28 protein-coding genes are annotated in these 25,970 nt (G+C 57.3%); 14 read left to right on the forward strand and 14 right to left on the reverse strand.

The annotated features are described in order from the left end of the window. Positions 1 to 72: 72 nt before the first annotated feature. The 4 genes from NAC44_RS00455 to NAC44_RS00470 all read left to right on the forward strand — a co-directional run bounded on the left by NAC44_RS00455 (position 73) and on the right by NAC44_RS00470 (position 2,415). Positions 73 to 390, forward strand: coding sequence for a hypothetical protein (locus NAC44_RS00455; RefSeq protein ID WP_250936795.1), 318 nt, complete (start codon positions 73 to 75; stop codon positions 388 to 390). A 68-nt stretch (positions 391 to 458) separates the two neighbouring features. Then, a complete protein-coding gene (locus NAC44_RS00460) occupies positions 459 to 737 on the forward strand; it encodes a RebB family R body protein (RefSeq protein ID WP_250936796.1) in 279 nt (92 codons plus the stop codon). A gap of 203 nt (positions 738 to 940) precedes the next feature. Then, positions 941 to 1,213 (forward strand): RebB family R body protein, encoded by a 273-nt coding sequence (locus tag NAC44_RS00465; RefSeq protein WP_250936797.1) that lies wholly within the window; start codon positions 941 to 943, stop codon positions 1,211 to 1,213. 605 nt (positions 1,214 to 1,818) lie between these two features. After that, on the forward strand, positions 1,819 to 2,415 hold the full coding sequence (locus NAC44_RS00470) for a Crp/Fnr family transcriptional regulator (protein ID WP_250936798.1): 597 nt from the start codon (positions 1,819 to 1,821) through the stop codon (positions 2,413 to 2,415). A gap of 132 nt (positions 2,416 to 2,547) precedes the next feature. Here NAC44_RS00470 and NAC44_RS00475 read toward each other — a convergent pair whose 3' ends face one another. The 5 genes from NAC44_RS00475 to NAC44_RS00495 all read right to left on the reverse strand — a co-directional run bounded on the left by NAC44_RS00475 (position 2,548) and on the right by NAC44_RS00495 (position 7,801). After that, the gene (locus NAC44_RS00475) at positions 2,548 to 4,278 is read right to left on the reverse strand and encodes a methyl-accepting chemotaxis protein (RefSeq protein ID WP_250936799.1); all 1,731 of its coding nucleotides are present in this window, start codon (positions 4,276 to 4,278) and stop codon (positions 2,548 to 2,550) included. Positions 4,279 to 4,327: 49 nt separating this feature from the next. Further along, a complete protein-coding gene (locus tag NAC44_RS00480; RefSeq protein WP_250936800.1) occupies positions 4,328 to 5,203 on the reverse strand; it encodes a substrate-binding domain-containing protein in 876 nt (291 codons plus the stop codon). A gap of 184 nt (positions 5,204 to 5,387) precedes the next feature. After that, positions 5,388 to 6,332, reverse strand: a complete 945-nt coding sequence (gene trhO, locus NAC44_RS00485; RefSeq protein WP_250936801.1) for an oxygen-dependent tRNA uridine(34) hydroxylase TrhO — start codon at positions 6,330 to 6,332, stop codon at positions 5,388 to 5,390. 72 nt (positions 6,333 to 6,404) lie between these two features. After that, positions 6,405 to 7,328: a CHAD domain-containing protein gene (locus NAC44_RS00490; RefSeq protein ID WP_250936802.1), complete on the reverse strand. Its 924-nt coding sequence runs from the start codon at positions 7,326 to 7,328 to the stop codon at positions 6,405 to 6,407. Further along, positions 7,313 to 7,801 (reverse strand): CYTH domain-containing protein, encoded by a 489-nt coding sequence (locus NAC44_RS00495; RefSeq protein WP_250936803.1) that lies wholly within the window; start codon positions 7,799 to 7,801, stop codon positions 7,313 to 7,315. Before NAC44_RS00495 ends, NAC44_RS00490 begins: the two co-directional genes overlap by 16 nt. Positions 7,802 to 7,963: 162 nt before the next feature. Between NAC44_RS00495 and NAC44_RS00500 the strand changes: the two genes are divergently transcribed. From NAC44_RS00500 to NAC44_RS00510, 3 genes are all read left to right on the forward strand, one after another. Continuing rightward, a complete protein-coding gene (locus tag NAC44_RS00500; RefSeq protein ID WP_250936804.1) occupies positions 7,964 to 8,602 on the forward strand; it encodes a 2-dehydro-3-deoxy-phosphogluconate aldolase in 639 nt (212 codons plus the stop codon). A gap of 112 nt (positions 8,603 to 8,714) precedes the next feature. Continuing rightward, positions 8,715 to 9,404: a GNAT family N-acetyltransferase gene (locus NAC44_RS00505; RefSeq protein ID WP_250936805.1), complete on the forward strand. Its 690-nt coding sequence runs from the start codon at positions 8,715 to 8,717 to the stop codon at positions 9,402 to 9,404. Next, positions 9,401 to 9,613, forward strand: a complete 213-nt coding sequence (locus NAC44_RS00510; RefSeq protein WP_250936806.1) for a hypothetical protein — start codon at positions 9,401 to 9,403, stop codon at positions 9,611 to 9,613. The genes NAC44_RS00505 and NAC44_RS00510 overlap by 4 nt, the downstream gene beginning before the upstream one ends. Here NAC44_RS00510 and NAC44_RS00515 read toward each other — a convergent pair. From NAC44_RS00515 to NAC44_RS00525, 3 genes are all read right to left on the reverse strand, one after another. Then, positions 9,595 to 10,710, reverse strand: a complete 1,116-nt coding sequence (locus tag NAC44_RS00515) for a nickel/cobalt transporter (protein WP_250936807.1) — start codon at positions 10,708 to 10,710, stop codon at positions 9,595 to 9,597. The two genes, NAC44_RS00510 and NAC44_RS00515, sit on opposite strands and share 19 nt — an antisense overlap. Continuing rightward, positions 10,701 to 11,348 (reverse strand): DUF1007 family protein, encoded by a 648-nt coding sequence (locus NAC44_RS00520; protein ID WP_250936808.1) that lies wholly within the window; start codon positions 11,346 to 11,348, stop codon positions 10,701 to 10,703. Before NAC44_RS00520 ends, NAC44_RS00515 begins: the two co-directional genes overlap by 10 nt. Before the next feature lie 64 nt (positions 11,349 to 11,412). Then, positions 11,413 to 12,306, reverse strand: coding sequence for a LysR family transcriptional regulator (locus NAC44_RS00525; protein WP_250936809.1), 894 nt, complete (start codon positions 12,304 to 12,306; stop codon positions 11,413 to 11,415). Positions 12,307 to 12,867: 561 nt separating this feature from the next. Here NAC44_RS00525 and odc2 point away from each other — a divergent pair. After that, positions 12,868 to 14,001 carry an ornithine/lysine decarboxylase gene (gene odc2, locus NAC44_RS00530; protein WP_250936816.1) on the forward strand — a complete coding sequence of 378 codons (1,134 nt, stop codon included), beginning with the start codon at positions 12,868 to 12,870 and terminating at the stop codon, positions 13,999 to 14,001. Between the two features lie 101 nt (positions 14,002 to 14,102). Further along, a complete protein-coding gene (locus NAC44_RS00535; protein WP_250936818.1) occupies positions 14,103 to 14,693 on the forward strand; it encodes a GNAT family N-acetyltransferase in 591 nt (196 codons plus the stop codon). A 211-nt stretch (positions 14,694 to 14,904) separates the two neighbouring features. Here NAC44_RS00535 and NAC44_RS00540 read toward each other — a convergent pair whose 3' ends face one another. The 3 genes from NAC44_RS00540 to NAC44_RS00550 all read right to left on the reverse strand — a co-directional run bounded on the left by NAC44_RS00540 (position 14,905) and on the right by NAC44_RS00550 (position 18,785). Next, positions 14,905 to 15,621 carry an EAL domain-containing protein gene (locus NAC44_RS00540; protein WP_250936820.1) on the reverse strand — a complete coding sequence of 239 codons (717 nt, stop codon included), beginning with the start codon at positions 15,619 to 15,621 and terminating at the stop codon, positions 14,905 to 14,907. A 135-nt stretch (positions 15,622 to 15,756) separates the two neighbouring features. Then, complete coding sequence (locus NAC44_RS00545) at positions 15,757 to 17,127, reverse strand: cytochrome-c peroxidase (protein ID WP_250936822.1); 1,371 nt, start codon at positions 17,125 to 17,127, stop codon at positions 15,757 to 15,759. Positions 17,128 to 17,147: 20 nt separating this feature from the next. Next, on the reverse strand, positions 17,148 to 18,785 hold the full coding sequence (locus NAC44_RS00550; RefSeq protein WP_250936824.1) for a phospholipase C: 1,638 nt from the start codon (positions 18,783 to 18,785) through the stop codon (positions 17,148 to 17,150). 461 nt (positions 18,786 to 19,246) lie between these two features. On the opposite strand from NAC44_RS00550, the gene NAC44_RS00555 reads away from it, so the two are divergent. The 5 genes from NAC44_RS00555 to NAC44_RS00575 all read left to right on the forward strand — a co-directional run bounded on the left by NAC44_RS00555 (position 19,247) and on the right by NAC44_RS00575 (position 21,939). Beyond that, a complete protein-coding gene (locus NAC44_RS00555) occupies positions 19,247 to 19,936 on the forward strand; it encodes an OmpW/AlkL family protein (RefSeq protein WP_250937596.1) in 690 nt (229 codons plus the stop codon). 297 nt (positions 19,937 to 20,233) lie between these two features. Continuing rightward, positions 20,234 to 20,443, forward strand: coding sequence for a cold-shock protein (locus NAC44_RS00560; protein ID WP_250936826.1), 210 nt, complete (start codon positions 20,234 to 20,236; stop codon positions 20,441 to 20,443). A gap of 563 nt (positions 20,444 to 21,006) precedes the next feature. Beyond that, positions 21,007 to 21,288 carry a cold-shock protein gene (locus NAC44_RS00565; RefSeq protein WP_250936828.1) on the forward strand — a complete coding sequence of 94 codons (282 nt, stop codon included), beginning with the start codon at positions 21,007 to 21,009 and terminating at the stop codon, positions 21,286 to 21,288. Positions 21,289 to 21,314: 26 nt separating this feature from the next. Continuing rightward, complete coding sequence (gene rpsU / locus NAC44_RS00570) at positions 21,315 to 21,551, forward strand: 30S ribosomal protein S21 (RefSeq protein ID WP_250936830.1); 237 nt, start codon at positions 21,315 to 21,317, stop codon at positions 21,549 to 21,551. 172 nt (positions 21,552 to 21,723) lie between these two features. Continuing rightward, complete coding sequence (locus NAC44_RS00575; protein WP_250936832.1) at positions 21,724 to 21,939, forward strand: hypothetical protein; 216 nt, start codon at positions 21,724 to 21,726, stop codon at positions 21,937 to 21,939. A 146-nt stretch (positions 21,940 to 22,085) separates the two neighbouring features. Here NAC44_RS00575 and NAC44_RS00580 read toward each other — a convergent pair whose 3' ends face one another. The 3 genes from NAC44_RS00580 to NAC44_RS00590 are packed head-to-tail and all read right to left on the reverse strand — an operon-like array spanning position 22,086 to position 25,955. Further along, entirely contained in the window at positions 22,086 to 22,652 is a 567-nt protein-coding gene (locus NAC44_RS00580; RefSeq protein ID WP_250936833.1) for a sarcosine oxidase subunit gamma, read from the reverse strand. Next, on the reverse strand, positions 22,645 to 25,638 hold the full coding sequence (locus NAC44_RS00585) for a sarcosine oxidase subunit alpha (RefSeq protein WP_250936835.1): 2,994 nt from the start codon (positions 25,636 to 25,638) through the stop codon (positions 22,645 to 22,647). The genes NAC44_RS00580 and NAC44_RS00585 overlap by 8 nt, the downstream gene beginning before the upstream one ends. Beyond that, positions 25,635 to 25,955: a sarcosine oxidase subunit delta gene (locus tag NAC44_RS00590; RefSeq protein ID WP_250936837.1), complete on the reverse strand. Its 321-nt coding sequence runs from the start codon at positions 25,953 to 25,955 to the stop codon at positions 25,635 to 25,637. The genes NAC44_RS00585 and NAC44_RS00590 overlap by 4 nt, the downstream gene beginning before the upstream one ends. Positions 25,956 to 25,970 lie beyond the last annotated feature (15 nt).

The following is a 25,970-nucleotide window of genomic DNA, read 5'->3' on the forward strand; positions in this document are numbered from 1 at the left end:
ATCATCGATATCACACCGAACCAGTCTTCTTCTTCCTCACAAGAGGGGAGTGCGGCTCAGGCGGCTCAGAGTGTGACGCTGAATGAGGCGTCGCAGAAGCTGATTGTTGAGGCGGTCAAGGCTGAGTTGATGCAGGAGATCGGGCCTCTCATCCTGGAGTTGAAAAAGCTCTCCGACAAAAAAGTGTCCCCTCAGGCAGGGCAGCCCTCCACCTTGGCGACATTGCTTGGAAAACGCGGGGTGGCCAACCTTGGCACCGGCAAGATGATGACGGCAGAAGAAAAAGCTGAACGTCTGGAAGAGGTCAGTCAGCGCGCATTTGATCGCGTCATGAAAGTCCAGGCTCGGTGTGAGGCCTTGCAGAAACGGGTCAATACGAAAAAGAAATAGGATCTCCATCCGGACTGCGCTGACCGTATGACCAAATCGTTTCCTCAATCAAACTCTGGAGTCGTTTAATGAGCACTGAAACGGATACACAATCGGATGAATTGACATCGGGCAATGCAGATGTGACGGCCTATGCCACAGCGATGGCTATGGGCAACAGCTATGTAACGTCAGCACATGCAATGGGGGTTGCCTTTGCAAATGCGGTCCATGCGCAAAACAATCATTCTATCCAGTCTTTAGCAAAAACAGAAAAAGAAGCCGGCGCGATACTCAAGCAATCGAATATGCTGGATGCCATTATTATGGTCAATCAAGTCACGGACGAAAAAACGACCTGGCCTTGATGATAACAATCTGGCGATTTTCATATCAGAGCCCAAAACAAGAAACATGCACTCGTCTTGGGCTGATGGCGGACCTGTGACGATCGCCTTTCACAAATACAGCTGATGCTGTGAACAAATCTCTTGCTTCACGAAAGCAATGGGATCGCCTGATTACGCAACAATCAGGTTATTTTCACCAAACTCAACATGGGAGTTTATAAATGTCTGTACCTACCACTGTCAATCCCGTTATCACCGATGCCGTTACCCAGGCCAATGTCAAAGTCGTTGCTGAGGCTCCGGCTATGGCCATGGGGTCGCTGTATCAGACGGCTGCTCACTCCACCGGCCTGATGTTTGAAAATTCAGTGACTGCCCAGAATAACCAGAACATTCTGGCTCAGGCTGCAACCACCCAGGGCGTCATGCAGATCTACAGCATCGATACGATCTCTGACGCGATCGCCGTTGTGCAGATGCTCAACGCAAGCTGATCCAGGCTCTGTTGCATAATGCCTGAAATCGGCTGAGATTTAAGGTGAAAATTATGCAGCAAATTTAAAGGGCTATAGCGTGCTTTGTGCGTTTTATAAAACGCATGGCGCTGTCGTGCCGGGAGCCAACAAAACTCCCGGCATTTTCAAACATGTTACGTGAAATCCTTGAACGGTTTTGCGGTTACAATGTCCTTGAAAACAAAAACCGTGAGATTGGCTGCTATAATTATCGGATCGAGACGTGCTCTACTGCACAATCTGTCAATCTTCGTTTCCCTTCGACCTTTGATCTCCAGCTCATAATTTTTTTATTCATGGAATGTCTGTGATGTCGAATACTCGTTAAAGTATTATTTATTAAGTTTTGCTATTTTTACGATATTGTTTTCAAGTGTTTGTATTCGTTTTATTTTTAATAATTTGGTCTCAAGCATAACCAGTCTCTGTTTGATGGAGTTTTCGAAATGTCAACGAAGCAAAAGACTGCTGATCGAAACAGAATGATGCGTAAAACTGGTGGTGGCATTTTGGATGATGTCCAAAAAATTCTCGAAATGTCGTCTCTGTTTTTTGATTTTGAGCCGATTGATATCAAAAAAATCATGTCTCTGGGTATATTGAAGAAGTATGACAAGAATGATCTTGTCGTGAGCGAAGGCGGCCAGAAGCGCTTCATCGGGTTTGCGATAACAGGACTGTTCGTCTGCAGGCGCTGCTCGCCCAATGGTCTTGTTCTTGCATTGCAGAATGTTCGGCCGGGCTGTGTTTTCAACGAGATGTCGCTCCTCGATGTGTCGGAAAGCAGTGTCGAAGTTGCTGCAGCCGTGGATCAGTCCTCTGCTTTGATGTTTCCTGTGGCCGTCTTTCGCGATCTGGTGGCAAAATATCCCATTCTCAGCAGCCGATTGATTGAGGATATGGTTGCCAGGATCGGCTCTTTGTCCGAATTGAGCTTCGAATTGGCGACGATGAAAACCGATGACCGTCTGCGGCGCACCATCACCAAACTTGCGCTTGAAAGCGATCAACTGAAAGATGGGGGGTTGATATGTCCTGCCCCGACCCATGCCGAATTGGCCTCCATGCTGGGGACGACCCGGGAAGTGGTCAGCCGCTCGATCACAGCGCTCTGCCGGGAAGGGCTGATCGAGACCAGCCGGCAATATATTCTCATTCGCTCTGCCGAGGCGCTGGCCTGATTCCTGCATTGCGGGCCGGGCGTGGTCACACAGATCACGTCCGGCATTTTGACTGCATAATTCGTGAAATCGAAATCGATTGTGGAGCATCGTGCGTTTGATCAAAAGCACGATGCTGTCATGTTCGGCAGATCAGGCGGCGCGATCGAAATTCTGCCCGTGTCTTTGCGTTTCGAGATTGAAGCGCACGACCAGATCCCTGAGACGATTGGCCTCGCTGGCCAGCGAGGCGGAGGCCGCGCTGGTTTCCTCGACCATGGCGGCATTTTTCTGAGTGTTCTGGTCCATGTGGTTGACGGCGGTATTGATTTCGCCAAGCCCGGTCGCCTGTTCGCGGGCCGACATGGCAATGGCGGCGACATGCTCGTTGATGGTGCCGACGAGCCCGCTGATCGTGCTCAGCGCGGTCCCGGTATTGGACACCAGCTTGACGCCTTCCTCAACCTGTGCTGCTGAATTGCTGATCAGGGCCTTGATTTCCCGGGCGGCATTGGCCGAGCGCTGGGCCAGTTCACGCACTTCCTGGGCAACGACGGCAAAGCCCTTGCCCGCATCACCGGCACGGGCGGCCTCGACACCGGCATTGAGCGCCAGAAGATTGGTCTGGAAGGCGATCTCGTCAATGACCGAGATGATGTTGGAAATCTGGGCTGCACTTTCTTCAATCCGGCTCATGGCGTCCACGGCCTGGGCCACGACCTCGCCAGATTTGGAGGCGCTGCGATCGGCCTCGGTCGCCACGCGACGGGCCTCTTCCGTGCGTTTCAGCGAGGAGGAGACATTGGCAGTGATCTCATCCAGGGCTGCGGCGGTTTCTTCCAGAGAGGCGGCCTGCTGTTCGGTGCGGCGGGAAAGATCGTTGGTATTGCCGGCGATGTTTTTCGTGCCGGCATCGATGTTCATGGCGGCGGAGACGACGACGGTCAGTGTCTGGCGCAGTTCTCGCACGGCATCGTTGAAATTGCTGCGCAGCTCCTCATATTCGGGCGCGAAACGTTCGGTAATGTCAATGGTCAGGTCGCCCTTGGCAAGCGCGCGCAGACCATTGGCAAGACTGTTGGTGGCCTTGGCCATTTCGCTGACGCGCTGCTGGTCGCTCTCGGCTTTCTGGCGACGCTCCACTTCGACCAGATCGCGGTTGGCATCGGCGTCACGGCGCAGATTTTCGGCCGAAACGACACTGTCCTTGAAATATTGCACTGCGCGGGACATGTCGCCGATTTCGTCACCGCGGTCCTGACTGGGCACAGGCGTGTCGAGCGCGCCCTTGGACAGCATGTTCATCACATTGGACAGGGAAACGAGCGGCCGGATGATCGAACGCAGCAGCACCATCAGCGCCAGAGCCGAGGCAAGAATGGTCAAGGCTGCGATCAGGGCAAGCCCGCCAAGTGAATTCCAGATCTTGCGGGAGATCGAGGAGGTGTCATAGGCCAGCACCATGCTACCGATGGTCATGTCCTTGCCTTCTTCGGTATGATGCAGCGGTATCGAGACGGTGCGCAGGTCCGTGCTGTCTGTGGTTGATCCCGCTGAGCCGGAGCTTTTGTCGAGCACGGAACTGTCGCCGGCTGTATAAAAGGGCTTGCCCTTGTCGTCGAGGATCAGGGCGGCGCGAAAATCCGGATCGGTGGCCATAGGCTGGAACGTGTCCTGTGCCAGACCTTTATCAAACTGCCACATGGCGGTCGATGCGCCCGATGTGGTCATCGAGGCGCTCAGTTTGACCTTGTCGTCGAACATGGTTTTGGCGGTTGTGGCCTGAGACCAGCCGGAATAGATGCTCAACGCGGCACAGCCAGCCAGAATGAGCGCCAGCGAGGGAACCATGACCTGCGTGCGGATGGATTTGCTTTTGAACATGGGAGTGTCCTGACATGGATAGAATGGTGACGAACGATGACGCGTCCGGTCATTCCCTCGGATTGAGCCAATATTGCTTGTCCATCTCCAGCATGGATTGCGGGAGGTTGGGATTATGGATGTCGATGATCGTTCGCTTTTTCAGATCGCCCTTGGTAAAGGCCAGTTGCACATCCGGATCGGCCATGAAGACTTTTTTGAAGGAACCGTCCTGCCAGGCCAGCTTCAGCCCGTTCAGGAGATCATCGCGCAGTTGCGGTCTGGATTTCGGCACGTAGAAAATCGCCGCGGAGGGGTAATGCAGTATCAGGGTCTTTTCGACAGCCAGACCCGGAGCGGTGGCAACCTGTGCGGCCTGTTCGTTGAAGGCTTCGTTGATGGCGCGGGAGAAATAGTCGCCCCGGCCGCCGACCGTCATACGGTAGAGGTTCTTTTGCGGAGCGGTGCGCACAGTCAGGCCGTTCTTGCGCATAATATCGACATCCGCCCAGCCAATGCCGAGAAGACCGATATAATGGCGCAGATCGTCAAGCGTTTTGATGCGGGAAAATTCGTCCTGACGGGCGCCGTCGATCAGAAAGATACGATAGCCGACCAGGCCGCGGTCAATCGGAAAAGGCACCGCTAGCGCCTTGCCCTCGAAGGCTTTCGTCGCATTGACCCAGGCAATGTCCAGTTTCGACCCATCAGCAAGGGCGTTAATCATCGCTGGCGTCGTATTGTACCCCATGGGGGACGGTTTCAACTGATAAGGCTTGCCCGATTTTTCAATGGCAAGCTGCAGAACCTTGAAGCCAAGCGTCTTATCCTTGTTGCCATAGGAATTGTAGTAGATCGTGTTGCCATCATCTGCCTTGGCTGGCGATGTATGAAGTTGGAATGTTATGAAAAAACACAATAGAACATAGAGTATAAGTCTCGCCATCACTTGCCCTCCAGCGATAGGCAAAATATGGCGAAGCTGTCTTAAGAAAACTATAAAACTGCCGTATTTCCTGCCGGTTTAAAAGGCAGTCGATACAATAGAGAGGGTGGAGGACCGTGAAATAAATTTCATCCTCTATTTATTTTGTATTCCTAATATTTGATAAATCTTTAAATGCAGTGTCTCAGTCGCCGAGATGTTTTTCGCCGCGACGTTTGGCAAGGGCGATCTGCTTTTGTCGCTGGCGATACCGTTCCCGGTCTTCCTCGCTGCGGCTGTCATGGCAATGGGGGCAGGAGACGCCTTCCTCATACAGTGGAGAGGCCGCATCTTCTGCCGTGATCGGGTGGCGGCAGGCATGGCAGAGGCGATGCTCACCCTGTTTCAGACCATGGGTGATCGAAACACGCTCGTCAAAGACGAAGCAGGCGCCATCCCAGAGGCTTTGCTCTTCCGGCACCTCTTCGAGATATTTCAGAATGCCGCCCTTGAGGTGATAAACCTCCTCGAAGCCCTGCTGCTTCATGAAGGCGGTGGCCTTTTCGCAGCGAATGCCGCCGGTGCAATACATGGCGATTTTCGGCTTGTTGTGCAGGCCGGGATTGTTCTTCACCCAGTCGGGAAATTCACGGAAGGTCTTGGTGTTCGGGTCCACCGCGCCACGAAAGATGCCGATTGCGGTTTCATAATCGTTGCGCGTGTCGATGACGATGGTTTCCGGGTCGGAAATCAGCGCGTTCCAGTCTTTCGGCTCGACATAGGTGCCGACGATCCTGTTGGGGTCGATGTCCTCGACGCCCATGGTGACGATTTCCTTTTTCAGCCGCACCTTCATGCGCAGGAAAGGCATGGTCCGCGCCCTGCTTTCCTTGTGCACCAGATGGACAAATTCCGGCTGGGCGCGCAGAAACGAAAGAACGGCGGCTATGCCGTCATCCGTGCCGGCGATGGTGCCGTTGATGCCCTCATGCGCCAGAAGCAGCGTGCCCTTGACGCCATTGTCACGGCAAAGCGTCAGAAGCGGCTGGCGAAAGGCTTCAAATCGGGCAAAGGCGGCAAAATGATAGAGCGCGGCCACGCAAAACGCGCCACCCTCTTCATGGGCAGGAATGGAAAGATCATCGGTCATGGATCGGCGCAATACCGCCAAACCCGGCAGGAATCAACGGATTTCGTCAAGTCTGGCGAAGTTTGAATTTTGTCAAGCCTGCCTCTCCGTTACCGCCTTGAGCCAGAGTGTCCCGATCGTTTCTGCTTCGAGCACCTCTCCGTCGGCATAGAGGCTTTCTGCCAGCATCAGGGCATCACGGCGCAGGCTCTGCTGCTTGCCAATGATGATTTCCAGGAGATGGGCCAGGGTTTCGCTGCTGCCAAAGGGCAATGTTTCGCGGTCGATGACGGCTGTCAGCACTGAGAGATCGTTTTCATGGCCGAGCAGGTCGGTGAGTGTCTTGGCCCGCTCCCGTTTCAGGGCAAAGACACTTGGCCAGAGATCGGCAACCAGTGCCAGATGCATCCAATAGGTCTGGGTTGCTTTGCGCAGGTCGTGATAGCTTTCGCCGTGGCTGCCCTGACGGCATTGCTCCATGGCGAAAAGCGCTTTGCGGATGGTTTTCCGCCATGCCTTCTTCAGCATTTTCGCCACCTTTGCCGGGCGGTTGCCGAAGGCGATATGATCGAGCGCGGTTGCCGCTTCCCGGCATCCTTTTGCCGCCTGCGCCATTTTTGTTGCCAGATCTGCCTCGTTTTCGGCAATCCGGTCGCGACGGGCCATCAGCAACGGGCGAAGTTCTTCAAGTGCCTCAAACTGCCGTTCGTTCCAGCTGTCCCTTAGCAGGTCATCGGTGGTTTCGATCAGTGCTGTGGCATCGCGCACGGCAGACAGTGAAGCGGCAATGCTGCTCAGACGGCGATTTTCAGCGCGCGCGAGATCGCTCACGGCGGGTTTGAAAAGGCGTAGCAGCGCACGGGCGCGCTTGAGCTTCTTGCGTGCCTTGTGGATCGCGTCGTGCCGGTTGTCTGTGTCATGGCCGTCCAGCAGGTTTGCAGCCTGATGGAGCAGGGCCGACAGCAAGGCGCTGGCGTCATGGAAAAAATCGCCGTCCGGCCTTAAACGATAGGCCATTTCCGCTTTTCGGTCTGCGGGCGGGAATGGGCCAGCCATTGGTTGGAATAGCGTTTGTCGCCGGTGACTTCGCGGCCCACCCAGGGCGGCAGCGGCGGGTCTTCCCGATCATTTTCCAGCTCGACTTCCGCAACAATGAGACCGGCATGATCGCCCTCGAACACATCGACTTCCCACAGATAGCCGCCATATTCGACATTGTAGCGGGTTTTTTCGATAACGGCTCCGCGGGCCTTGCCGATCAGTTCCAGCGCATCGGCCAGCGGCACGTCATACTCAAACTCATCGCGGGAAAGACCGGCCTGGCCGATCTTGATGGTCAAGGTGGCCTGGCACTGGTCCTTGATCCTTATACGGACCGAGCGGTCGTCTTCGGACAGGATATAGCCCTGGCAGAAACGGGAAACCTTGCTGACATGCGCCTGCCAGCCATCGTTACGGATCAGGAATTTACGCTCTATTTCCTTGGCCATGGCCGCTTGTCCATCCCTTTGTAACGCGCGCAGTCTATAGACTGTCGTGAATTTGACAATAGCATGGCGCAAAAGCTGGCTGATTGATCGAGCGCATGGCTCGACAGATGCGGCAGGTCGCGATAATCAGGATCGATTAAATCGTTTGAAAGGGAGTGTCTCATGGCTGCGAAAACGGACAGACTGCTTTCGGTGCTGAAACTTCAGCCGGTGGTGCCGGTGTTGATCGTTGAAGACGCGCAAAGTGCCGTGCCGCTTGCGCGCGCGCTGGTGGCGGGCGGGCTCAAAGCCATCGAGATCACCATGCGCACGCCCGCAGCGCTCGAGGCCATCGAGCGGGTGGCCAATGAGGTTGAAGGCGCTGTTGCCGGTGCGGGCACCATTCTCAATCCGGCGCATTTCGATCAGGCCGTCAGAGCTGGCTCTCAGTTCATCGTCAGCCCCGGGACGACGCCGGAACTGCTGGCCGCCGCCGCCGGTTCGGACGTGCCGCTTCTGCCGGGCGCTGCCACGGCAAGCGAAGTCATGCTGCTGCGCGACAAGGGCTATGAAGTGCTGAAATTCTTCCCCGCCGAACAGGCAGGCGGCGCTGCCTATCTCAAGTCGCTGTCTTCGCCGCTGGCCGGTACGCTGTTTTGCCCGACGGGCGGCATTTCGCTGAAGAATGCCCGCGATTATCTGTCGCTGCCGAATGTCGTCTGCGTTGGCGGCTCCTGGGTTGCGCCGAAGGAATTGGTCGCTGCCGGTGACTGGGCCGGGATCACCAAACTGGCCGAAGAGGCATGCTCGTTGAAGGCCTGATCATTGATATCCGCAATGGTATTGATGAGACTTGCTGATGCGGTCCCGAATGCCATTGCCTTGCCTTGCTGCCTGACCTAATCCTGCTTGAACGCAAAATAACGAGGCCGTCATGCAGGATCTAAGCCAGTATAAAGTCGAAGCGCCGTCGCCGGTAACACTGGAGGGGCGCTTCGTCCGTATTATCCCTTATGATCGCGCCATCCATCTTCAGGCGCTGTGGGATGCCTTTGGCGGTCTCGAGATCAATCCGACGCTGGATTATTTCAGCCAGCCCTATTTCAAGGGCATCGAGGATTTCGATCTCTGGCTGCAGGGGGTGCAGAAGGGCGGCTGGCTCACCCATGTGTTCATCGACAAGGCGAAGGATGCCGTGGTCGGCATGGCGAATTATATGCGCGCCGATCCGTTGAATGGCGTGGTCGAGGTGGGTGGTGTCGCCCATTCTGCGGCGATGAAGCGCTCACCTTTGTCGACAGAAGCGCATTATCTGATGGCGCGCCATGTGTTCGAGGGTCTGCAGTATCGCCGCTATGAGTGGAAATGCGACAATCGTAATGAGCCGAGCAAGATTACGGCGGCGCGCTATGGCTTCACCTTCGAGGGTGTGTTTCGCCAGCATATGATTTCCAAGGGCAGGAACCGCGATACGGCCTGGTTTTCGATGATCGATACGGAATGGCCGGGTCTGAAAGCGGCGTTTGAGGCCTGGCTCTCCCCGGAGAATTTCGATGCGGCGGGACAGCAGCGTCAGAGGCTTGAGGATATTCGCGCCGCAGGTCAGACCAAGGCGGTGTCATGACGCCGAAGGATCGCAATTCCGCCATTGCCGCCGCACTGATCCTCATCGGTTTTGCCGCGCTGTTGATGCTGATGCCGACACTGGTCCTGTGGATCGGTGCGGTGTCGCCGCTTTTGGCGGCCCTTGTCGGGGCGCTGATCATCCTGTCGTTTTTCGCGGTCTTCTGGCTGCGCGCCCGCTATCAGCGGCGTCATAAGGATGAAATGTGATCCCCGGCCAGTGAGGCCATCAGCAGCACCATCCCGAGCAGAATGACGAAAAGCGCACCACCAAGTTCGATGATGGTGCCGACACGCCGTGCCGTGGCAGACCCGGGGCCGGAAAGCCGCAGCGCCAGACCTTTGGCGCCGACAGCGGCCAGGGCAAGCGCCGAAACGGTCACGGCGGTGCCGAGCGCCATGGCGGCGACAGAAAGAATGCCGCCGAGATAAAGCCGGTTCAGCATGGAAAAGGTCATGACCAGAAGCGCGCCCGAACAGGGGCGCAGGCCCACGGCCATAATGGCCGACCAGGCTTCCCTGAGATGGAACCGTTCCGCGCCAAGCAAAGCGGGTTCCGGCATATGGGCGCCGCGGCAGTCTTCGCAATATGTTCCATCTTCCGGGCCGATATGGGTATGATCAAGGGCCTGGGCCTGAAACAGCAGGCCGGTTGCCGCAGATGTGCCTGTGCCTGCGCCAGCAAAAAGCGGGGCGGTCGTGCCGGAGAGGGGCAAGGCTGCCTTTTGCGGGCGGGCGCGGATCAGTGTCCGGGTCTTGCGCAAAAACAGCCAGCAGCCGAAGAGAACGACCAGCGCAAAGCTTGCCGCCTCCATCGTGTCCGTGGCGCGGGTCAGCGTGAAGCCGGTGCCACGCAGGGTGAGGAAAATCAGCCCGACGGCAAAAATCGCCACCAGCCCCTGCACCATGGAGGAGACGAAGGCGATGGCGATGCCGCGCCTAAGCTGGATTTCATTGGCGATCATATAGGAGGAGATCACCGCCTTGCCGTGGCCGGGACCGGCTGCGTGAAAGACGCCATAGGCAAAGGAGAGACCGATCAACAGCCAGAGCGCATGCGTATCCTGCCGCATGTCACGCAGCGCCCCGGTCAGCGCCCGGTAAAACGCCTGCTGGTGCTCGTTGACGAACAGCATGACGCCTGCAAACGGCCCGGTCATGGCGAAGGAGGGTTCCGCCGTGCCGATGCCGAGCGGCGAACCGGCATAGGCCAGAGTGGGGGCCAGAGCGTGCAAGAGGGCGGCTGCCAGAAGCGCGCCAAAACCAAGCCGGAGCAGGGAGGAGGGGCCCGGCAGGCTCAACCGCATTGCAGTTCCAGCCGAACGGCAAACAGCTTGCCGTAATCGGTCCCGGTCGGATCGTTGAAAAAGGCTTCCGTCAGCATGCCCTGATTCTGCTTGATCACCTCATCCGGATTGGGCCGGACAATCTTGCGCTTGCAGGCCTTGAAGGCATCGCCCGTTTCGGAAATATCGCTATCATTCTTGAAATCGATGGCCGTATAAAGCGTCGGATCGTGGACGCCGAAGCTCAAATGCCCCTTGATCTTGATCGGCTTGGCCGGCTTGGTGATGAAGAAGACGATCAGGCGGTTGTCGCGGTAATCGGCGTTGAACACCTGCGGCTTCGTGGCTTTGATGTCGGCGCCATTATCGGTGAGAAAGGTAAAATAGCCATAATCACCAAGCGAAGTGCGGATGGTGTTGGCGATCGCCTTCAATTCGCTGGCATCGAGCTTCAGATCACCATTCTTGTCGAAATCCATCAGCACCGAAGAGGAGAACACCTCGTCGAAGCGCCAGGTGTTGCGCAATTCCTTTACTGTGCCGTCGCTGCCGGCGACGATGTTGAGTGTGGCATCAACAAAGACATGCGGATGGGCAAAGGCCGAAAGCGGCGCAAGGCACAGCGCTGCGGCAAGAAGAACGGGGCGGGCCTTGAACATGACGGTATGCCTTCTTTGCGGTCAATCTCTCATTTCAGCGCAATCGGACGGAAATGCGGCAGCATCAGCCGTTCTGCTTGAACCAGTTGGAGAGAAAATCGACCAGCGCCCTGACCTTGGCGGGCAGATAGCGGCGATGGGGATAGACCGCGTAAATACCACGATCCGAGGGCAGATAGGCCTCGAACATCGAGACCAGTGCACCGCTTTCGATATGTTTGCGGGCGATGAAATCCGGTAGCATGGCTGCGCCCAGACCGGAGAGCGCGCCCCGCAGCGTTGCCTGCGGACTGTTGACCTCGATCTGGCCGGAGACGGTAACAGGCAGGGGGTCACCGTCCGGGCCGCGAAAACGGATGGTGTTGTGGCTGCGATTATTGGTGTCGATCATGACGGGCACTTTCGTCAGATCGGACGGGTGGTTGAGTGTGCCATGGCGCTGGATAAAGGCCGGGCTTGCGCAGGCATAGACGCGGAAATCGGCAAGCTTTCTGGCAATCATGCCGGAATCGTCTAGGCGGGTGACGCGAATCCCAAGATCGAAGCCTTCCTCGATCAGATCGACAAAACGGTCTTCGGCAACGATGTCCAGAGAAACAGCCGGATGGGCAATGGCGAAATCGATCAGCGACTGGCCCACATCGGCATCGATGAAGCTGCGCGGCACGGTCAGTCTCAGCCGTCCGCGGATATCGGCATTGTTCTCGCGCACCAGATCGGCAAGATTGTCGATCTCCTTCAAGATATCGGCGGCGCTGCGATAATAGGTATGACCGGCTTCGGTAAGCGAAAACTGCCGCGTGGTGCGGTTGAGCAAAAGTGCACCCAGCTCATCCTCCAGCTCGCGCACATATTTCGACAGCAGCGCCTTGGAGCGCCCGGTCTTGCGGGCGGCGGCTGAAAATCCCTCCGCTTCGACAACGTCGATGAAGGCGCGTATGCGTGTAAGCGTATCCATTTGGCTGCTCCTGTGCGGACCGGCATGAAAGTGAACAAATGTGCTGCATTGTTCAACCGGCTTGATGGACTGTCCGCACGAAAAATTTGCAGATGGACAAAAAACCACTTGATTATGACAGCGGTTTTTCTTATCTCCCTGCTTGCCCAAAGTCGCACGTGCCTGTGGGTGTCCGCCGACCCTCGATGTGGTGAGGGATATCGGTAAGGTACCTGGAACTAACCCCTCCAGTCGCTCTTCCGGCCAACCGGATAATGCGAGGACATCTTGAAGCAACGACGGTGCGGGCCTTTCTGGTTCTCTGCCGGCTTTCCACCAGCCGGGGTTACTGAAGAGGCACACCATCATTGCCGGAAGTGCGGTCGGTTTTTCCCACCAATCCATGGCAGACAAAGCGGATGAATGCTGTCGCTTGGCGCTGGCGTTTGTTCACCATCTCGCGTCCGCGCATCGTATGTCGCCAGGGTCTCCATCGGCTGGTTTCATGCGAATGTTCGGCGTCCTTTGTCCATCCGGTTCCGAGCAGGGCCGGGCCTATCGACCTTGGAAAGGGATCAGACCATGGCAACCGCACGCATTCTCGACTTTCTCAACACCCGCCGTCCTGAAGGTCCATGCCTGGTCGTGGACCTCGACGTGGTGCGCGATAACTACACCGCTTTCCGCCGCGCCCTGCCGGACAGCTCGATCTATTACGCCGTCAAGGCCAATCCGGAGCCGGCGATCCTGTCTTTGCTGGCTTCGCTCGGCTCCAATTTCGATTGCGCCTCCGTGGCTGAAATCGAAATGGCGCTCAATGCCGGCGCAAGCGCCGATCGCATATCCTTCGGCAACACCATCAAGAAAGAGCGTGACGTCGCCCGCGCCCATGCGCTCGGCATTGACCTCTTTGCCGTGGATTGCCATGAGGAAGTGGAAAAGATCGCCCGCTCAGCACCCGGTGCCCGCGTTTTCTGCCGTGTGTTGACCGATGGCGAAGGTGCCGAATGGCCGCTCAGCCGCAAGTTCGGTTGCGTGCCGCAGATGGCTGTCGATGTTCTGGTCTATGCCCATCAGCTCGGCCTGGAAAGCTATGGCGTCTCCTTCCATGTCGGTTCGCAGATGACCAAGGTCGATGCCTGGGATTCGGCTCTGTCCGATGCCAAGCGGGTTTTCGCACAATTGGCCAAGCAGGGCATCTACCTGCAAATGGTCAACATGGGCGGCGGCTTCCCGACCAAGTATCTGCGCGACATTCCGACGGCGGAAGCCTATGGTCAGGCGATCAATGCCTCGCTGAAAAAGCATTTCGGCAACAATATTCCGCGCACGATCATCGAACCGGGCCGCGGCATGGTCGGCAATGCCGGTGTGATCAAGGCGGAAGTGGTGCTGATCTCGAAGAAGTCGGACAATGACGCCCATCGCTGGGTGTTCCTCGACATCGGCAAGTTCGGCGGCCTGGCTGAAACCATGGATGAGGCGATCCGCTACCCGATCCGCACGGCCCGCGATGGCGACGAGATGGAACCCTGTGTTCTGGCCGGTCCAACCTGCGACAGCGCTGATGTTCTTTATGAAAAGAACATGTATCCGCTGCCGTTGTCGCTGACCATTGGTGACGAAGTGCTGATCGAAGGCACGGGCGCCTACACCACCACCTATTCGGCGGTGGCCTTTAACGGCTTCGATCCGCTGAAGGCTTATGTGATCTGATCGTCATGATCTGATCTGGACCGTGCCGGACCTGATCCGGCACGGAAAACAACAAAAACAACTCCCGGAAACACTTCCTTTTAAGGATCGGAGGCTCTGTTATGGCCACTGTTCTCAATGTCGTGCGCGCGTTTTTCTCGCAGCCAGACTTCACCGTCGATGCTGAAAACCCCTCTGACGTCGTTGCCCGCGAAAACCTGCTCGATCAGGCTATGGGGGCCGATCGCCGCAAGAAATCCTCGGAGAAGATCCGCCGTGGCCGCATTCCGGCCGAGGGTCTGGCGCTGGTTGCCCGTGACCGCAAGGGCCATGTCATCGGCACGGTACGGCTGTGGAACATTGAAGCCGGGGTCAATGGCGAAGGTCATGCCGTGGATGCGCTGCTGCTGGGGCCTCTGGCCGTCGATCCGGCGCAGGAAGGCAAGGGCATTGGCTCGGCCCTGATGCGCGCGGCGATCACAGAGGCGAAAAAGCGTGGCCATGGCGCGGTGCTGCTGGTGGGGGATGCGCCTTATTATCAGCGCTTCGGTTTTTTTGCCGAAAAGACCGCACATCTCGTCATGCCCGGCCCCTTTGCCCGCGACCGTTTTCTGGCGCTGGAACTGATCCCCGGCTGGCTCGATGGGGCCGTCGGCATGATCGTGGCCTCAGGCCGCAAACTGGCGCGCGCATCGCGCAACAAGGCGGCATGACAAGGGTAAGGCCGGAATGGATCGGGAAGGACGGATCAACAGCGCCGTGCGCCATATATGGCGCACAAAGGACGCGGTAACACTTTTAATCTGCTCCATAATTTTCTCCTTAAACCGATTCCGGTTTAAGGAATTATGCAGTAGCGAAACGTCATCCTGATCCGTTCTGCCTGATCGCGATGCCGCAGATATGAAAAGCGGCAGGGAAACTTTATGCGACCCGGTTGGCCTTTTTGCTGATGATCGGAATGTCCGGTTGTTCAAAGGCCTCGAAGGCAGGCCGGGCAATGGCGTAACCCTGAATGAGATCGACGCCGATATCGGCCAGGGTTTCCAGTTCGCTCATGGTTTCCACCCCTTCGCACAGCGGCAAAATACCGAAATCCTTCAGCATGTTCACCGTGTGGCGCACGACGAGATGCCGGGCGCGGTCACGGTCGATGCCGCGTACCAGATCCATGTCGAGCTTGACGATATCCGGCTGGAATTTGGCCAGAAGATTGAGGCCGGAATGGCCAGCGCCAAAATCATCGATGGCCGTTTTGAAGCCGATCGATTGATAGGTCTCAAGGATGGACAGGAGGTGGCCGGTATCCACCGCTTCATTTTCGGTGAATTCGAAAATGATCCGGTCGAGAGGAAAGCCGACCCGCTCTGCCGTGGCGAGTGTGAGGCGAATGCAGGCGCGTGGCTCATAGACGGCATTGGGCATGAAATTGATGGAAAGATGCGTTTCAGGCTGGCGTCTGCTCAGGTCGGCGGCATATTCCAGTGCCTTGATCCGGCATTGCTGATCGAAAGCATAGCGGTTTTCTGCCGTGACCTGTGACAGAATGGTTGCCGCCCCTTCACCCTTTGCGCCGCGCACCAGTGCTTCATAGGCAAAGATTGACTGTCTGCTCATATCGACAATCGGCTGGAATGCCATGGAAAAGGTGGACTCAAAGCCTTTTGCGTCCCGGCAGCCATGACATGCCATCGATGATCCCCTTGCAAGCGCTGTTCAATCCATGACTTATATCAGGCAATCGTTAAAAACCTGATTGCTTCAGGGGTGTCCGGGCTATTTTTCGCTCTCAGGTTTCCAGCCATCGGTCAGAGTGCCAAGGAAGGCGACGATATCCTTGATCTCCGCCTCGTTCAGGGCAGGCGGCTGGCCCAGCTTCCGGTCCATTGGTGCATCGATATAGTCGATATTGCCCTGATATTGGGCGGGCAGATCGTTGAATTTATCGACCGTGCCATCGGGCTTTTTCGGATAGATGGTGTCGGGGCGCGTGTCGCGATTGACATAGAAGCGCACCACATCGTCAAGCCTGGTATAGACGCCATTATGGAAGAACACCTTGCGGGTGGCGACATTGCGCAGGGTCGGCGTTTTGAACAGACCGCAATTCTGCTTCTGGCTGGAAAATGTGTCCTGCCGCATCGGACCGCAGATGCCCAGATCATAATAGTTGGGGTCCTTGTTGGCCGGAATGGCGGGATTGCGCGGCACGCCCAAAGCCTCGAATTCGAAATCGGTGAAATCCGGCATCTGACCGTCACCGGTCATCTTGTCCAGATGGCAGGCAGCGCAATTGCCCTTTTTCGGATCGTCGAACAGGGCAAGACCGCGTTTTTCCGCTGCCGTCAGCGTGGCCTTGCCGCGCAGATAGGCGTCATATTTGCTGCTATAGGGGTGAAAGGACGGCTCCTCGACCTGATAGCGGGCGAGCGCAAAGCCCATTTCCGCCAGCGCCATGTCGGGATCGTTCAGCACCTGATTGCCGAAGAGCGCCGCAAGCGTCTTGCCGTAACGGACCTTGATTCTGCTATAGAGCGTAGCCTTGTCCGGGTTGGCCATTTCAAAGGGCGACAGAAGCGGACCCATCGCCTGATCTTCCAGACTGTCGGCGCGCCCGTCCCAGAACAGGCCGCCCTGCGGCACGTCATTGCTGGCAGGCGCAATGTCCTTGACCACGGGCTTGCCCGTGACCGGGCCACCAATCGGGCCCTTCTGATCGGCAAGCGCCACGCCGCTCGCCTCACTCATCGGCGAGGCTTCCGCGGCTTCTTCAGCGGGGTTTTCCGGGCCGACGGAAAAGGCGGGCGTGTTGATCTTGTAGGTCAGGGTCGGCACGGTGCGGATGCCGGGCAGGTTCAGATCCGGTCCGCCCAATTGCACCACGAGCCCGTTGGCCGGGGCATAATGATGGGCCGGATCGTGGCAGGTGGCGCAGGACATCTTGCCGCTGCCGGACAGTGAGGTGTCGTAAAAAATGGCTTTGCCCAGTTCCGCCACGGCGCTGAGCTTGACCGTATCGTAACCGTCACTGTCCTGATTGGCGGCGCGGGAGGAAGAGGTGGTCACCAGGCCGAAAGCTGCCCCCGCAAGGCAAAGCCCTGCGAGCGCGAAAACGGGGAGACCGGATTGTCGGTCAAAAGAAAACATGATCCGGTCTCCAGTCTTTATCAGCCCTTCAGGCCGGTCTTTTCATTCAGCATCAGCCTGTCCGTGCGGGCCTTGGACCAGTCGAACATGCCGTCAAGCGAGCCGGAAATGGCATCGAAAGAGCCGCCGCCCAGACGCTGGCCGCCCATCCAGTTGTCTTCGATGAAACGCATGACCGAGGTCTGGTCTGTGAGCGTGTGATCGACGAAGTTCTTTTTGGCGTAGGGCGAGACAACCAGAAGCGGCTGACGCGTGCCGTAACCGCAACGGCCTTCGACCGGCTGGCCGTTGACGCCCGGCAGCGGTGTACCGGAGCCGCAATGGTCGCCATCGAGCACGTCATAGCCCTTGACCGGCAGGTTGGACGAATTGATTACGGCATGGGCGTGATCGTACCAGCCGTCCGAATCGTCATAAAGGATGATGACGGCGGTATCGTTCCAGTCTTTCGACTTCTGCAGATCGTTCAGCACATGAACAATGAATTCCTGCTCGTCGAGCGGATCGGAATAGCCGGCATGGCCATCCTGATAGGCCGGTGCCTTGAGGAAACTGACGGCCGGCAGGTTGCCGTTCTTCAGAACGGCATAGAAGTCGTTCATGTCGTATTGATGGTTGGCGCCACCATCATGGCTGGTGCCGATCACGTCGACCGAGGACGGACGGATATGCTGCGGATTGGCCGTCGAGGGATAATACTGGAACGGCTCGTGATGGGGAATGTAATCCACCTCATCCACCTTGGTGACATCCGAGGTGGTGGAGCGCTTGCAGCCCGTTGTGCCGTTCGGGTTCTTGACCGTCAGGTCGAAACCGCCTTCGAACCAGCCCCAGGTGATGTTGTGGTCGTTGAGCATGTCGCCGATATTGCGACCGCTCATCAGAGCCGTCGGATATTTCGGGCTGGAGCAGACGTCGCCGGTCGGGTCGAAGTCGGAAATGATCGTCCAGCCGCCCTTGCCATCGGGAACGATGCGACCGCCATCATAGGTGCCGTCCTTTTCCAGCTTGTAGCCGGGGGGTAGGAAGGCGCCGTTGGTCTGGCCGGAAATCAGGTTGATCGCGCCCGGCGTCGAGGGGCCGAAATTGGTCGAGAAGGAATTGTCGCTCATGGCGAAGTCCTGGGCGTAGTTCCACAGTGCCGTGACGGTGTTGCCGTCATAATAGCCCATGACCTGGCCCTTGGTGCCAAAAGCGCCAGCCGCACCCTTGCTGCCCTTGCCCGTATTGGCGGGGAAAAGATCCATAGCAAAGTGGTCATAAGCGGCTTGTTCAGCCGTGTAACCATGGTTCTGGTCGGCGGTGGCCGCCTGGGTCCGGTCAAGACGGAAGGGGGCTGTCGCGTCAGCGCCATTCTTGGCGTTGGTCTTGTTCGGGTTGTTATCGAGAAGGCCGGCATGGGCCAGCGTGTCGATGTCTTTCGGCGTCGTGGCGCTGGCGCTGAAGGCCGGCTCACCGGAAACATTGGCGGCCTTAGGGTAAGTGGCGAAATAATGATCGAAGGAGACGTTCTCCTGGAAGATCACCACCACATGCTTGATCGGTGTAGCCGTGTTGGAGGCGGGCGCAGCAGCCTGGCTGGGCGCGATAAGACAGAGCGATGACAGCGCCAATGCGCTACCGGCGCGCAATGAGATGCGACGCGGATTGAGTGCCATGATTTTCCCTTTCCCCGAAGTAAGGCCGGCAGAGCTTGCTGTATGGCCAGAACACTTTGCAGATCTCAATTTTGATTTGCGGCATGTGCGAACGGGAAACCGGTTTCCCCTTTCCCGGCCAATGCTCTAGGAGCCATATTTATCAGTTCCGTGACGGTGTCTGCTTATTCGGCGGAGTTCGTCATCACAGATTCTTCACAAGAACGTGAATGTCTGGATGAAAAGAGGAGGATGATCCTGCAACTGATGCAGAAATGACACGCTAGTCAGGATTGCAATGATTTTACATCAGGCATGCCTTACATATTGATCCAGCTCAAGCAATGCCAGCGGTTTCCTCTCCATGATTGCAGCCGAAGATGGGGATGCGAGTGGGCTCCCCCTCCGTACCACACACATGCATGTGCCGGGGTGCCGCTTTGATCGGCAGGCCGGGCAAGACCAGGAGAGATGAGATGTTGATGAACCGGCCCCTGATGCGGACCCTGTTTGCTTTAACCGCACTTGCCGGCATGACCGCCTATGCCGCCGCAGCCGATCTGACGGCGGGTGTCGATGCCGCACCCCAGCCGCAAAAGACCGAAAAACTGACAAAAAGCCCATGGCAGGTGCGTCTGCGGGCGCTGGGTGTGGTCACGCGCGATTCCGGCCATGTCAACGGCGTTGCCGGGTCGGGCCTGTCCTATAGCGATACGGTCGTGCCGGAACTGGATTTCTCCTATTTCTTCACACCGAATATCGCTGCCGAACTGATCCTTGGCACAAGCTATGCCAATATCAACGGCACGGGTTCGATTTCCAGCCTCGGCAAGGTCGGCAAGACCTGGTTCCTGCCGCCAAGCCTGACCTTGCAATATCATTTCACCAATTTCGGCAAGTTCCAGCCTTATGTCGGCGCAGGTATCAACTATACGATGTTCTATAATCAGAAGGCGGGATCGGCCGATTCGCTGAAGGTGAAGAACACATGGGGTCCAGTCCTGCAGGTGGGTGCCGATTACATGATCAACGATCATTGGGGCATCAATTTCGACGTCAAGAAAATCTTCCTGCGTCCGGATTTCGATGTCACCGTCGGCGGCAACAAGCTGAGCGGCAAGGCCAAGCTTGATCCTTGGCTGATCGGAACGGGTGTCACCTACCGCTTCTGATCCCGGTTTGCCCGAGACAATCAGCATAGCCGGAAGCCGGGCAGGCTTCCGGCTATGCAGGCATACGATAAAATCCTGGCGGTAAAGGGTCATGCAAATCGTATATTTCAGAGTCGATGAAAGAAAAGCGTCGAAGGGCCTTGCAAAATTTCAAATTGCGCCTATCTTAAGCCCATCGACCATTGCTTGTGACGTCGGATCAGGGCTTTTGCCTCTGGCGGTTCTCCTCTCAACTAATCGATCTATTCCTGCAAGGTATCGCAGGACCCACAACGATTGCTTTGAAAGGAAATCGTTATGAATACTGGTACAGTCAAGTGGTTCAACGCAACCAAGGGTTTTGGTTTCATTCAGCCGGATAATGGCGGCGCCGATGTGTTCGTGCATATTTCTGCCGTAGAACGCGCTGGTCTGCGCGCTCTCGCCGATGGCCAGAAGATCACCTACGACATCGTGCAGGACCGTCGGTCCGGCAAGAGCTCTGCCGACAATCTTCGCGCAGCATAATTCGTCATTCGCTGACGCTGACCACGGATGTACTGGCAGCAAAGCTGAGTGACTGTGAGAGGTCGGGTTCACGCCCGGCCTTTTGTTTTTCTGCTTCGTCACGGCATAGCGCCCTAAACCGAGACCGATTGACATATTGTGCGGTAGGCAAGGGGTCTCACAGACGATTATTGGCTGTTGAGAAGACGTCAGGTGCTGTAAATCGTGTCACCTTGATCCTGTCTATGGACGCTGGATCGACTGACGGCGGCGTGATGACGACGCCACAGATGGCAGGTGGTGAGGTGGTAGACCCATTTTACCGAGATATCGCGCCCAGAAGTCTGTCGCGCAAACCTAGACTGATTCTGCAATAATACCATGCGACAAAGCATGGATTGGAAGCATGTTGACTGATGCTGATGCGCTGTAACATTCTTTCAAGAATAAATGATGTTATCGCCTGAAAAGGCATAGTGTCCAATATCGCTTCGCGCTTTTCCTCTCCTGTTGTTGTGTGCACTGAAGCAGTGCCGGTCTGTTGCCAAGCGCGTCTATTATTCCTCACCACTTTGGGATGTATCATGGCCCTTATTCGTTGTCGCCCCGGTGACACCATTCTGTTGAAGCCGAACCTCTTGCGTGGTCGCCATGGCGGGGGTCCTGCACGTGTCATTGCGATTTTGCCGGACAGCCAGGGAATAGCGCAATACAGGGTTCGATTTCAAAATGAAACCTTCGATCGCAATATCCGTCAGGACGATATCGAAGGGTTTTCGAGTGGTGTCCCCCGCCCAAAAAATCAACCCTCCGAGCAACCAGGCTCAAGCTGGATCAATCCAAATTCCATCCGTATCCATAAATAGCGCCTTGCGCTCAGTCAGGAGATATTTTGCAAGTTATCGTTCGAGAAAACAATGTTGATCAAGCCCTGCGCGTTTTGAAGCGTAAAATGCAGCGTGAAGGGGTCTTTCGCGAAATACGCGCTCGGCGCGGCTATGAGAAACCATCCGAAAAACGCATCCGCGAGCATGCGGAAGCCGTGCGTCGGCATCGGAAGATGGCGAAGAAAAAATTACAACGGGAAGGCCTTCTGCCTTTGCCGAAAAAGACCGTGCGCGCGCGTTGACACAGACCTGTCGTCACGCATCACCACGCCATGCTATAAGGGAAGCGCCCAAACTTCGTTTTATGACGTTAAGAGCGTTCTCAACAAGGTTTCATAGCGATCGCAGAATTGTAGAGCTTGCATGCCTGCACTGCCAATAATCACGACAATCCCTCTCAGAAAAGGAGATCCTATGAGCATCTCGAAAGAGGACTTTTTCAAGCCCGGTAGGGCGTCAAGTGTTGTCAAGGCAGAGACGACAAACTCTATTGCCCGCCAGATCATCGCCACGGAAGCGGCTCAGCGCCATTCGAAAACAGAGCGATTGCGGCAATTGCGTGAAGACCGGGAGGCGGAAAATGCCAGCATGCCTGCTGCGCCTTCGCGCAGGAAGAGACGCAGCACATAATGTGTTGCGTCTTTGACAGGCTGTGAGCAGGGTGCGTTCAGAGGAAAGAAAACCGTGTCTTCGGCAGTTTTTGTCGGAGAGCATGTGCGAAAGTGCGGGGCCAAAGGCAACGGGAGACAGAGTAAGTTGACTGCCCCCCGGCCCGGTCAAAAACCGGCATCCGCCGCTCCTTCTTCCAGCATTCCAAATGCGTATTCGGCAAAAGACCGCCAACATTCCAGCCGGAAACTCTCTTTCTTTTCTCGGAAAAGCACGATTTCGATCTTGCCGAACACGGTGCGCGCACAGGCGCCAACGGGGAAGGTTTCGAGCGAAAGGTTGAGGGGGCAACCAGCATTGATGGCAGCGGCCGCATCCGGCCCTGTCATAACAAAGCCGATATTGCGGTGGGAGACATCAGTGGCAGAGTGAACCGTGCCGGAGCTGGCGCAATCCTCCATAAGATCGGCCCCGTCCTTGTCGATCAGCAGCCATTCATCCGGGCCGAGCCACAGCGCCAGACGCGATGCTTTATGCGCCGAGCTTTTCGGCTGTTGAGGAAGGTCAAGACCAAGTGACGCGGAAAGGGCGGCAAGCGCCTCTTCGCCTGCTCTGAGATTGACGCGCGCAGCCGGTGATGCAAGCGTAATACGCGCCCGGGCCGTGCCGCCTTCCATACCCTCCAGCACGGTCTGGCGTTCAGCCAGGGGCGATTTTGCCTTTGCCTTAGCCATGGATGCGCGCTCCTTCCTTGTCAAAAAACACCATGTCGGTCACCTCGACGGCAATGGTCTTGTCTGCCATCGGCACGTAGAGGGTTTCGCCCATGCGGGCGCGTCCGCCTGCCACCATGGCAATGGCAATCGAGCGGCCGAGATTTTCCGACCAATAGGATGAGGTGACGTGACCAAGCATGGTCATCGGCTTTGGCTGGTTGGGATCGGCGACGATCTGCGCACCTTCCTCCAGCACCTCTTTCGGGTCCTTTGTGAGCAGGCCGACCAGTTGTTTGCGGCCCTCCCGCACCAGATCAGGGCGTTTCAGGCCGCGAATGCCGACGAAATCCGTCTTCTTCTTCGAGACGGCCCAGCCATAATTGGCATCATCCGGCGTCAGCGTGCCGTCGGTGTCCTGGCCGACGATGATATAGCCCTTTTCGGCGCGCAGCACATGCATGGTTTCCGTGCCATAAAGGCAGGCCCCCAGGCTTTCCGCCCGTTCCCACAGCGCCGTGAAGATGGCGGCACCATAATCGGCGGGCACGTTGACTTCATAGCCCAGTTCGCCGGTAAAGGAGACGCGGAAGAGCCGCGTCGGCACACCGCAGACCGTTCCTTCCGCCACGCTCATATGCGGGAAGGCCTCGTTGGAGAGATCGATGCCCTCGACGAAAGGCTGGATGATCTCGCGTGCTTTTGGTCCCTGAACGGCAATCACCGCCCATTGTTCGGTGGTGGAGGTGAGCCACACCTTCAGCTCCGGGAATTCCGTCTGCAGATAGTCTTCCATATGCGCCAGCACACGCGGTGCACCGCCCGTGGTGGTGGTGACGTGGAAGCGGTCCTGCGCCAGACGCCCGACCACGCCGTCATCATAGATGAAGCCGTCTTCGCGGGTCATGATGCCGTAGCGGCATTTGCCGGGCTTCAGCGTATCCCAGGCATTGGTGTAGATCAGGTTGAGGAATTTCGCCGCATCCGGGCCGACAACCTCGATCTTGCCCAGTGTCGAGGCGTTGAAAATGCCTGCCACCTCACGCACCGTTTTGCATTCCCGGTTGACGGCAGCATGCATGTCCTCGCCGGGGCGGGGATAATACCAGGCGCGTTTCCAGTTGCCGACATCCTCGAAATCCGCGCCGAGTTCGGCTTCCAGATCATGCATCGGCGTCTTGCGGGTGGGATCGAACAGATCGCCGCGCGAATGGTTGATCAGCGTGCCGAAGGTGACGGGCGTATAGGGCGCGCGGAAGGTGGTGAGGCCCACTTCCGGAATATCCTTGCCCAGCATTTCGGCGGCAATTGCCAGACCATGCATATTGGAAAGCTTGCCCTGATCGGAGGCCATGCCATTGGTGGTGAAGCGCTTGATATGCTCGATGGAGTGCATGCCCTCGCGCACGGCAAGGCGGATGTCTTTGGCGCAGACATCATGCTGGAAGTCGATGAAGGCTTTTACCGCATCGTCGGGGCCGGCGCCTTCGGCAGCGCCAATCATGCCGCCGGTCCAGGCATGGGCGTTTTCGCCCTTCGGCGCATCTGCGCTTTCGCCTTTTGCCCCGGCCTCCTTCGCCAGCCGCGCCCCGCTGGCATGGGCTTCGGCCAACAGGGCTGCCATGTCATCCGTGCCGTTGCAGGCACCGATGCAGATGCCGTCCTCGGCATAGATCTTCGGCAGAAAGCGCTGGTTTTCCGTGTCGAATGTCAGCTTGCCGCGCGATTGCGAGAAGAGATGGACGGAAGGCGTCCAGCCGCCACTCATCAGCACGGCATCGACGGCAAGCTTGCGCCGGTCAAAGCCGCCGCGGCTGGCAATGGTGATGGATTTCACCCGCAACCGGCCTGCCGTATCGACCACGCCATGATCGCTGATCACCTCGATACCGGCGGCCTTGGCCGCAGCCAGCACGCTTGTCCCCGGCGCGCGGCGGCAGTCGATGATCGCCACGATCGCGACGCCAGCCTTCTTGAGATCGATGGCCGCTTCATAGGCACTGTCATGGGCGGTATAGACGGCGACTTTTGCGCCGACCGCCACGCCATAATGGTTGAGATAGGTGCGTGCCGCCGATGCCAGCATGATGCCGGGGCGGTCGTTATTGGCAAACACCATCGGACGCTCGATTGCGCCGGTGGCCATGATGACCTTTTTCGCCCGCACCTGCCACAGGCGTTCGCGCGGCGTGCCTTTGGCCGGATTGGGAACGTGGTCGGTCACGCGCTCGGCCAGAGCGATGAAATTGTGGTTGTAATAGCCGAAGGCGGTGGTGCGGGTCAAAAGCGTCACATTGGCCATGGTCTTGAGTTTCGCCGCCGTGGCCTGCGCCCAGTCATAGCCGTTCTGACCGTCGATGGTTGCGCCCGTATCGTAACGGAACGCGCCGCCGACCACCGGGTTTTCATCGACGAGAAAGACGCGGGCGCCGGTTTCAGCTGCGGCAAGGGCCGCCGTCAATCCGGCAACACCCGCGCCCACCACCATGACATCGCAATGGGCATAGCGGTTGGCATAGTGATCACCATCGCTTTCATCGGGGGCGACGCCGAGACCGGCAGCGCGGCGGATCATCGGTTCATAGAGTTTGTGCCAGAAGCTCTTCGGCCACATGAAGGTCTTGTAATAGAAACCGGCGGCGAAGAAGGGCGACAAGAGATCGTTGACCGCGCCGAAATCCATGGTGATCGAGGGCCAGCGGTTCTGGGTCGATACCGTCATGCCGTCAAAGACATCCTGCACGGTCGCGCGCACATTCGGCTGGCGGCGCGACGGATCGCGGGAGACGTCGAGGAGCGCGTTCGGCTCTTCCGGTCCTGCGGTCAGGATGCCGCGCGGCCGGTGATATTTGAACGAACGTCCGGCGAGATGAATGCCGTTGGCCAGAAGCGCAGACGCCACAGTGTCACCTTCCAGCGCGGTGAGGATGCGGCCGTCAAAGGTGAAGCGGGCGGTTCTGGCAGGCGTGAGGCGGCCGAAGCCGGGAATACGATTGGCGCCGCTCATTCGGCAGCTCCCTTGGTTGCAGACGGATGGAGACCTTCGCTGAGATCGGGCTTCGCTTCACCGGCCTTGTAGGTCATGAGGAACCGGTCGCTGACCGTATCGCGCACGGCATTGAAGAAGCGACCGCAGCCATGAATATGCCGCCAGCGCTCGTAGATGATGCCCTTGGGATTGTCGCGGAAGAAGAAATAATCGGCGAAATCCTGATCGGAAATTTCGGCAATATTCGTCGGGCGGGCAATATGGGCCTCGCCAGCGGCGCGGAATTCAAGCTCCGAGCGTTCTTCCTGGCAATAGGGACATGTGATCAGAAACATAGGCTCTCTCCCCTG

The sequence above is a fragment of the Allorhizobium sonneratiae genome, assembly GCF_023700755.1.
Lineage (GTDB): Bacteria > Pseudomonadota > Alphaproteobacteria > Rhizobiales > Rhizobiaceae > Allorhizobium > Allorhizobium sonneratiae.

Bases quoted from the DNA above. Each gene is read 5' to 3' on its own strand.
- NAC44_RS00565 (WP_250936828.1), top strand. From the start codon at position 21,007: ATGGCCCTTATTCGTTGTCGCCCCGGTGACACCATTCTGTTGAAGCCG.
- NAC44_RS00580 (WP_250936833.1), bottom strand. From the start codon at position 22,652: ATGGCTAAGGCAAAGGCAAAATCGCCCCTGGCTGAACGCCAGACCGTG.
- NAC44_RS00520 (WP_250936808.1), bottom strand. From the start codon at position 11,348: ATGTTCAAGGCCCGCCCCGTTCTTCTTGCCGCAGCGCTGTGCCTTGCG.
- NAC44_RS00460 (WP_250936796.1), top strand. From the start codon at position 459: ATGAGCACTGAAACGGATACACAATCGGATGAATTGACATCGGGCAAT.
- NAC44_RS00480 (WP_250936800.1), bottom strand. From the start codon at position 5,203: ATGGCGAGACTTATACTCTATGTTCTATTGTGTTTTTTCATAACATTC.
- NAC44_RS00535 (WP_250936818.1), top strand. From the start codon at position 14,103: ATGGCCACTGTTCTCAATGTCGTGCGCGCGTTTTTCTCGCAGCCAGAC.
- NAC44_RS00540 (WP_250936820.1), bottom strand. From the start codon at position 15,621: ATGGCATTCCAGCCGATTGTCGATATGAGCAGACAGTCAATCTTTGCC.
- NAC44_RS00525 (WP_250936809.1), bottom strand. From the start codon at position 12,306: ATGGATACGCTTACACGCATACGCGCCTTCATCGACGTTGTCGAAGCG.
- NAC44_RS00545 (WP_250936822.1), bottom strand. From the start codon at position 17,127: ATGTTTTCTTTTGACCGACAATCCGGTCTCCCCGTTTTCGCGCTCGCA.
- NAC44_RS00505 (WP_250936805.1), top strand. From the start codon at position 8,715: ATGCAGGATCTAAGCCAGTATAAAGTCGAAGCGCCGTCGCCGGTAACA.
- NAC44_RS00560 (WP_250936826.1), top strand. From the start codon at position 20,234: ATGAATACTGGTACAGTCAAGTGGTTCAACGCAACCAAGGGTTTTGGT.
- NAC44_RS00475 (WP_250936799.1), bottom strand. From the start codon at position 4,278: ATGTTCAAAAGCAAATCCATCCGCACGCAGGTCATGGTTCCCTCGCTG.
- NAC44_RS00585 (WP_250936835.1), bottom strand. From the start codon at position 25,638: ATGAGCGGCGCCAATCGTATTCCCGGCTTCGGCCGCCTCACGCCTGCC.
- NAC44_RS00500 (WP_250936804.1), top strand. From the start codon at position 7,964: ATGGCTGCGAAAACGGACAGACTGCTTTCGGTGCTGAAACTTCAGCCG.
- NAC44_RS00490 (WP_250936802.1), bottom strand. From the start codon at position 7,328: ATGGCCTATCGTTTAAGGCCGGACGGCGATTTTTTCCATGACGCCAGC.
- NAC44_RS00590 (WP_250936837.1), bottom strand. From the start codon at position 25,955: ATGTTTCTGATCACATGTCCCTATTGCCAGGAAGAACGCTCGGAGCTT.
- NAC44_RS00515 (WP_250936807.1), bottom strand. From the start codon at position 10,710: ATGCGGTTGAGCCTGCCGGGCCCCTCCTCCCTGCTCCGGCTTGGTTTT.
- trhO (WP_250936801.1), bottom strand. From the start codon at position 6,332: ATGACCGATGATCTTTCCATTCCTGCCCATGAAGAGGGTGGCGCGTTT.
- NAC44_RS00510 (WP_250936806.1), top strand. From the start codon at position 9,401: ATGACGCCGAAGGATCGCAATTCCGCCATTGCCGCCGCACTGATCCTC.
- NAC44_RS00470 (WP_250936798.1), top strand. From the start codon at position 1,819: ATGTCTCTGGGTATATTGAAGAAGTATGACAAGAATGATCTTGTCGTG.
- NAC44_RS00555 (WP_250937596.1), top strand. From the start codon at position 19,247: ATGAACCGGCCCCTGATGCGGACCCTGTTTGCTTTAACCGCACTTGCC.
- NAC44_RS00550 (WP_250936824.1), bottom strand. From the start codon at position 18,785: ATGGCACTCAATCCGCGTCGCATCTCATTGCGCGCCGGTAGCGCATTG.
- NAC44_RS00465 (WP_250936797.1), top strand. From the start codon at position 941: ATGTCTGTACCTACCACTGTCAATCCCGTTATCACCGATGCCGTTACC.
- NAC44_RS00575 (WP_250936832.1), top strand. From the start codon at position 21,724: ATGAGCATCTCGAAAGAGGACTTTTTCAAGCCCGGTAGGGCGTCAAGT.
- odc2 (WP_250936816.1), top strand. From the start codon at position 12,868: ATGGCAACCGCACGCATTCTCGACTTTCTCAACACCCGCCGTCCTGAA.
- NAC44_RS00495 (WP_250936803.1), bottom strand. From the start codon at position 7,801: ATGGCCAAGGAAATAGAGCGTAAATTCCTGATCCGTAACGATGGCTGG.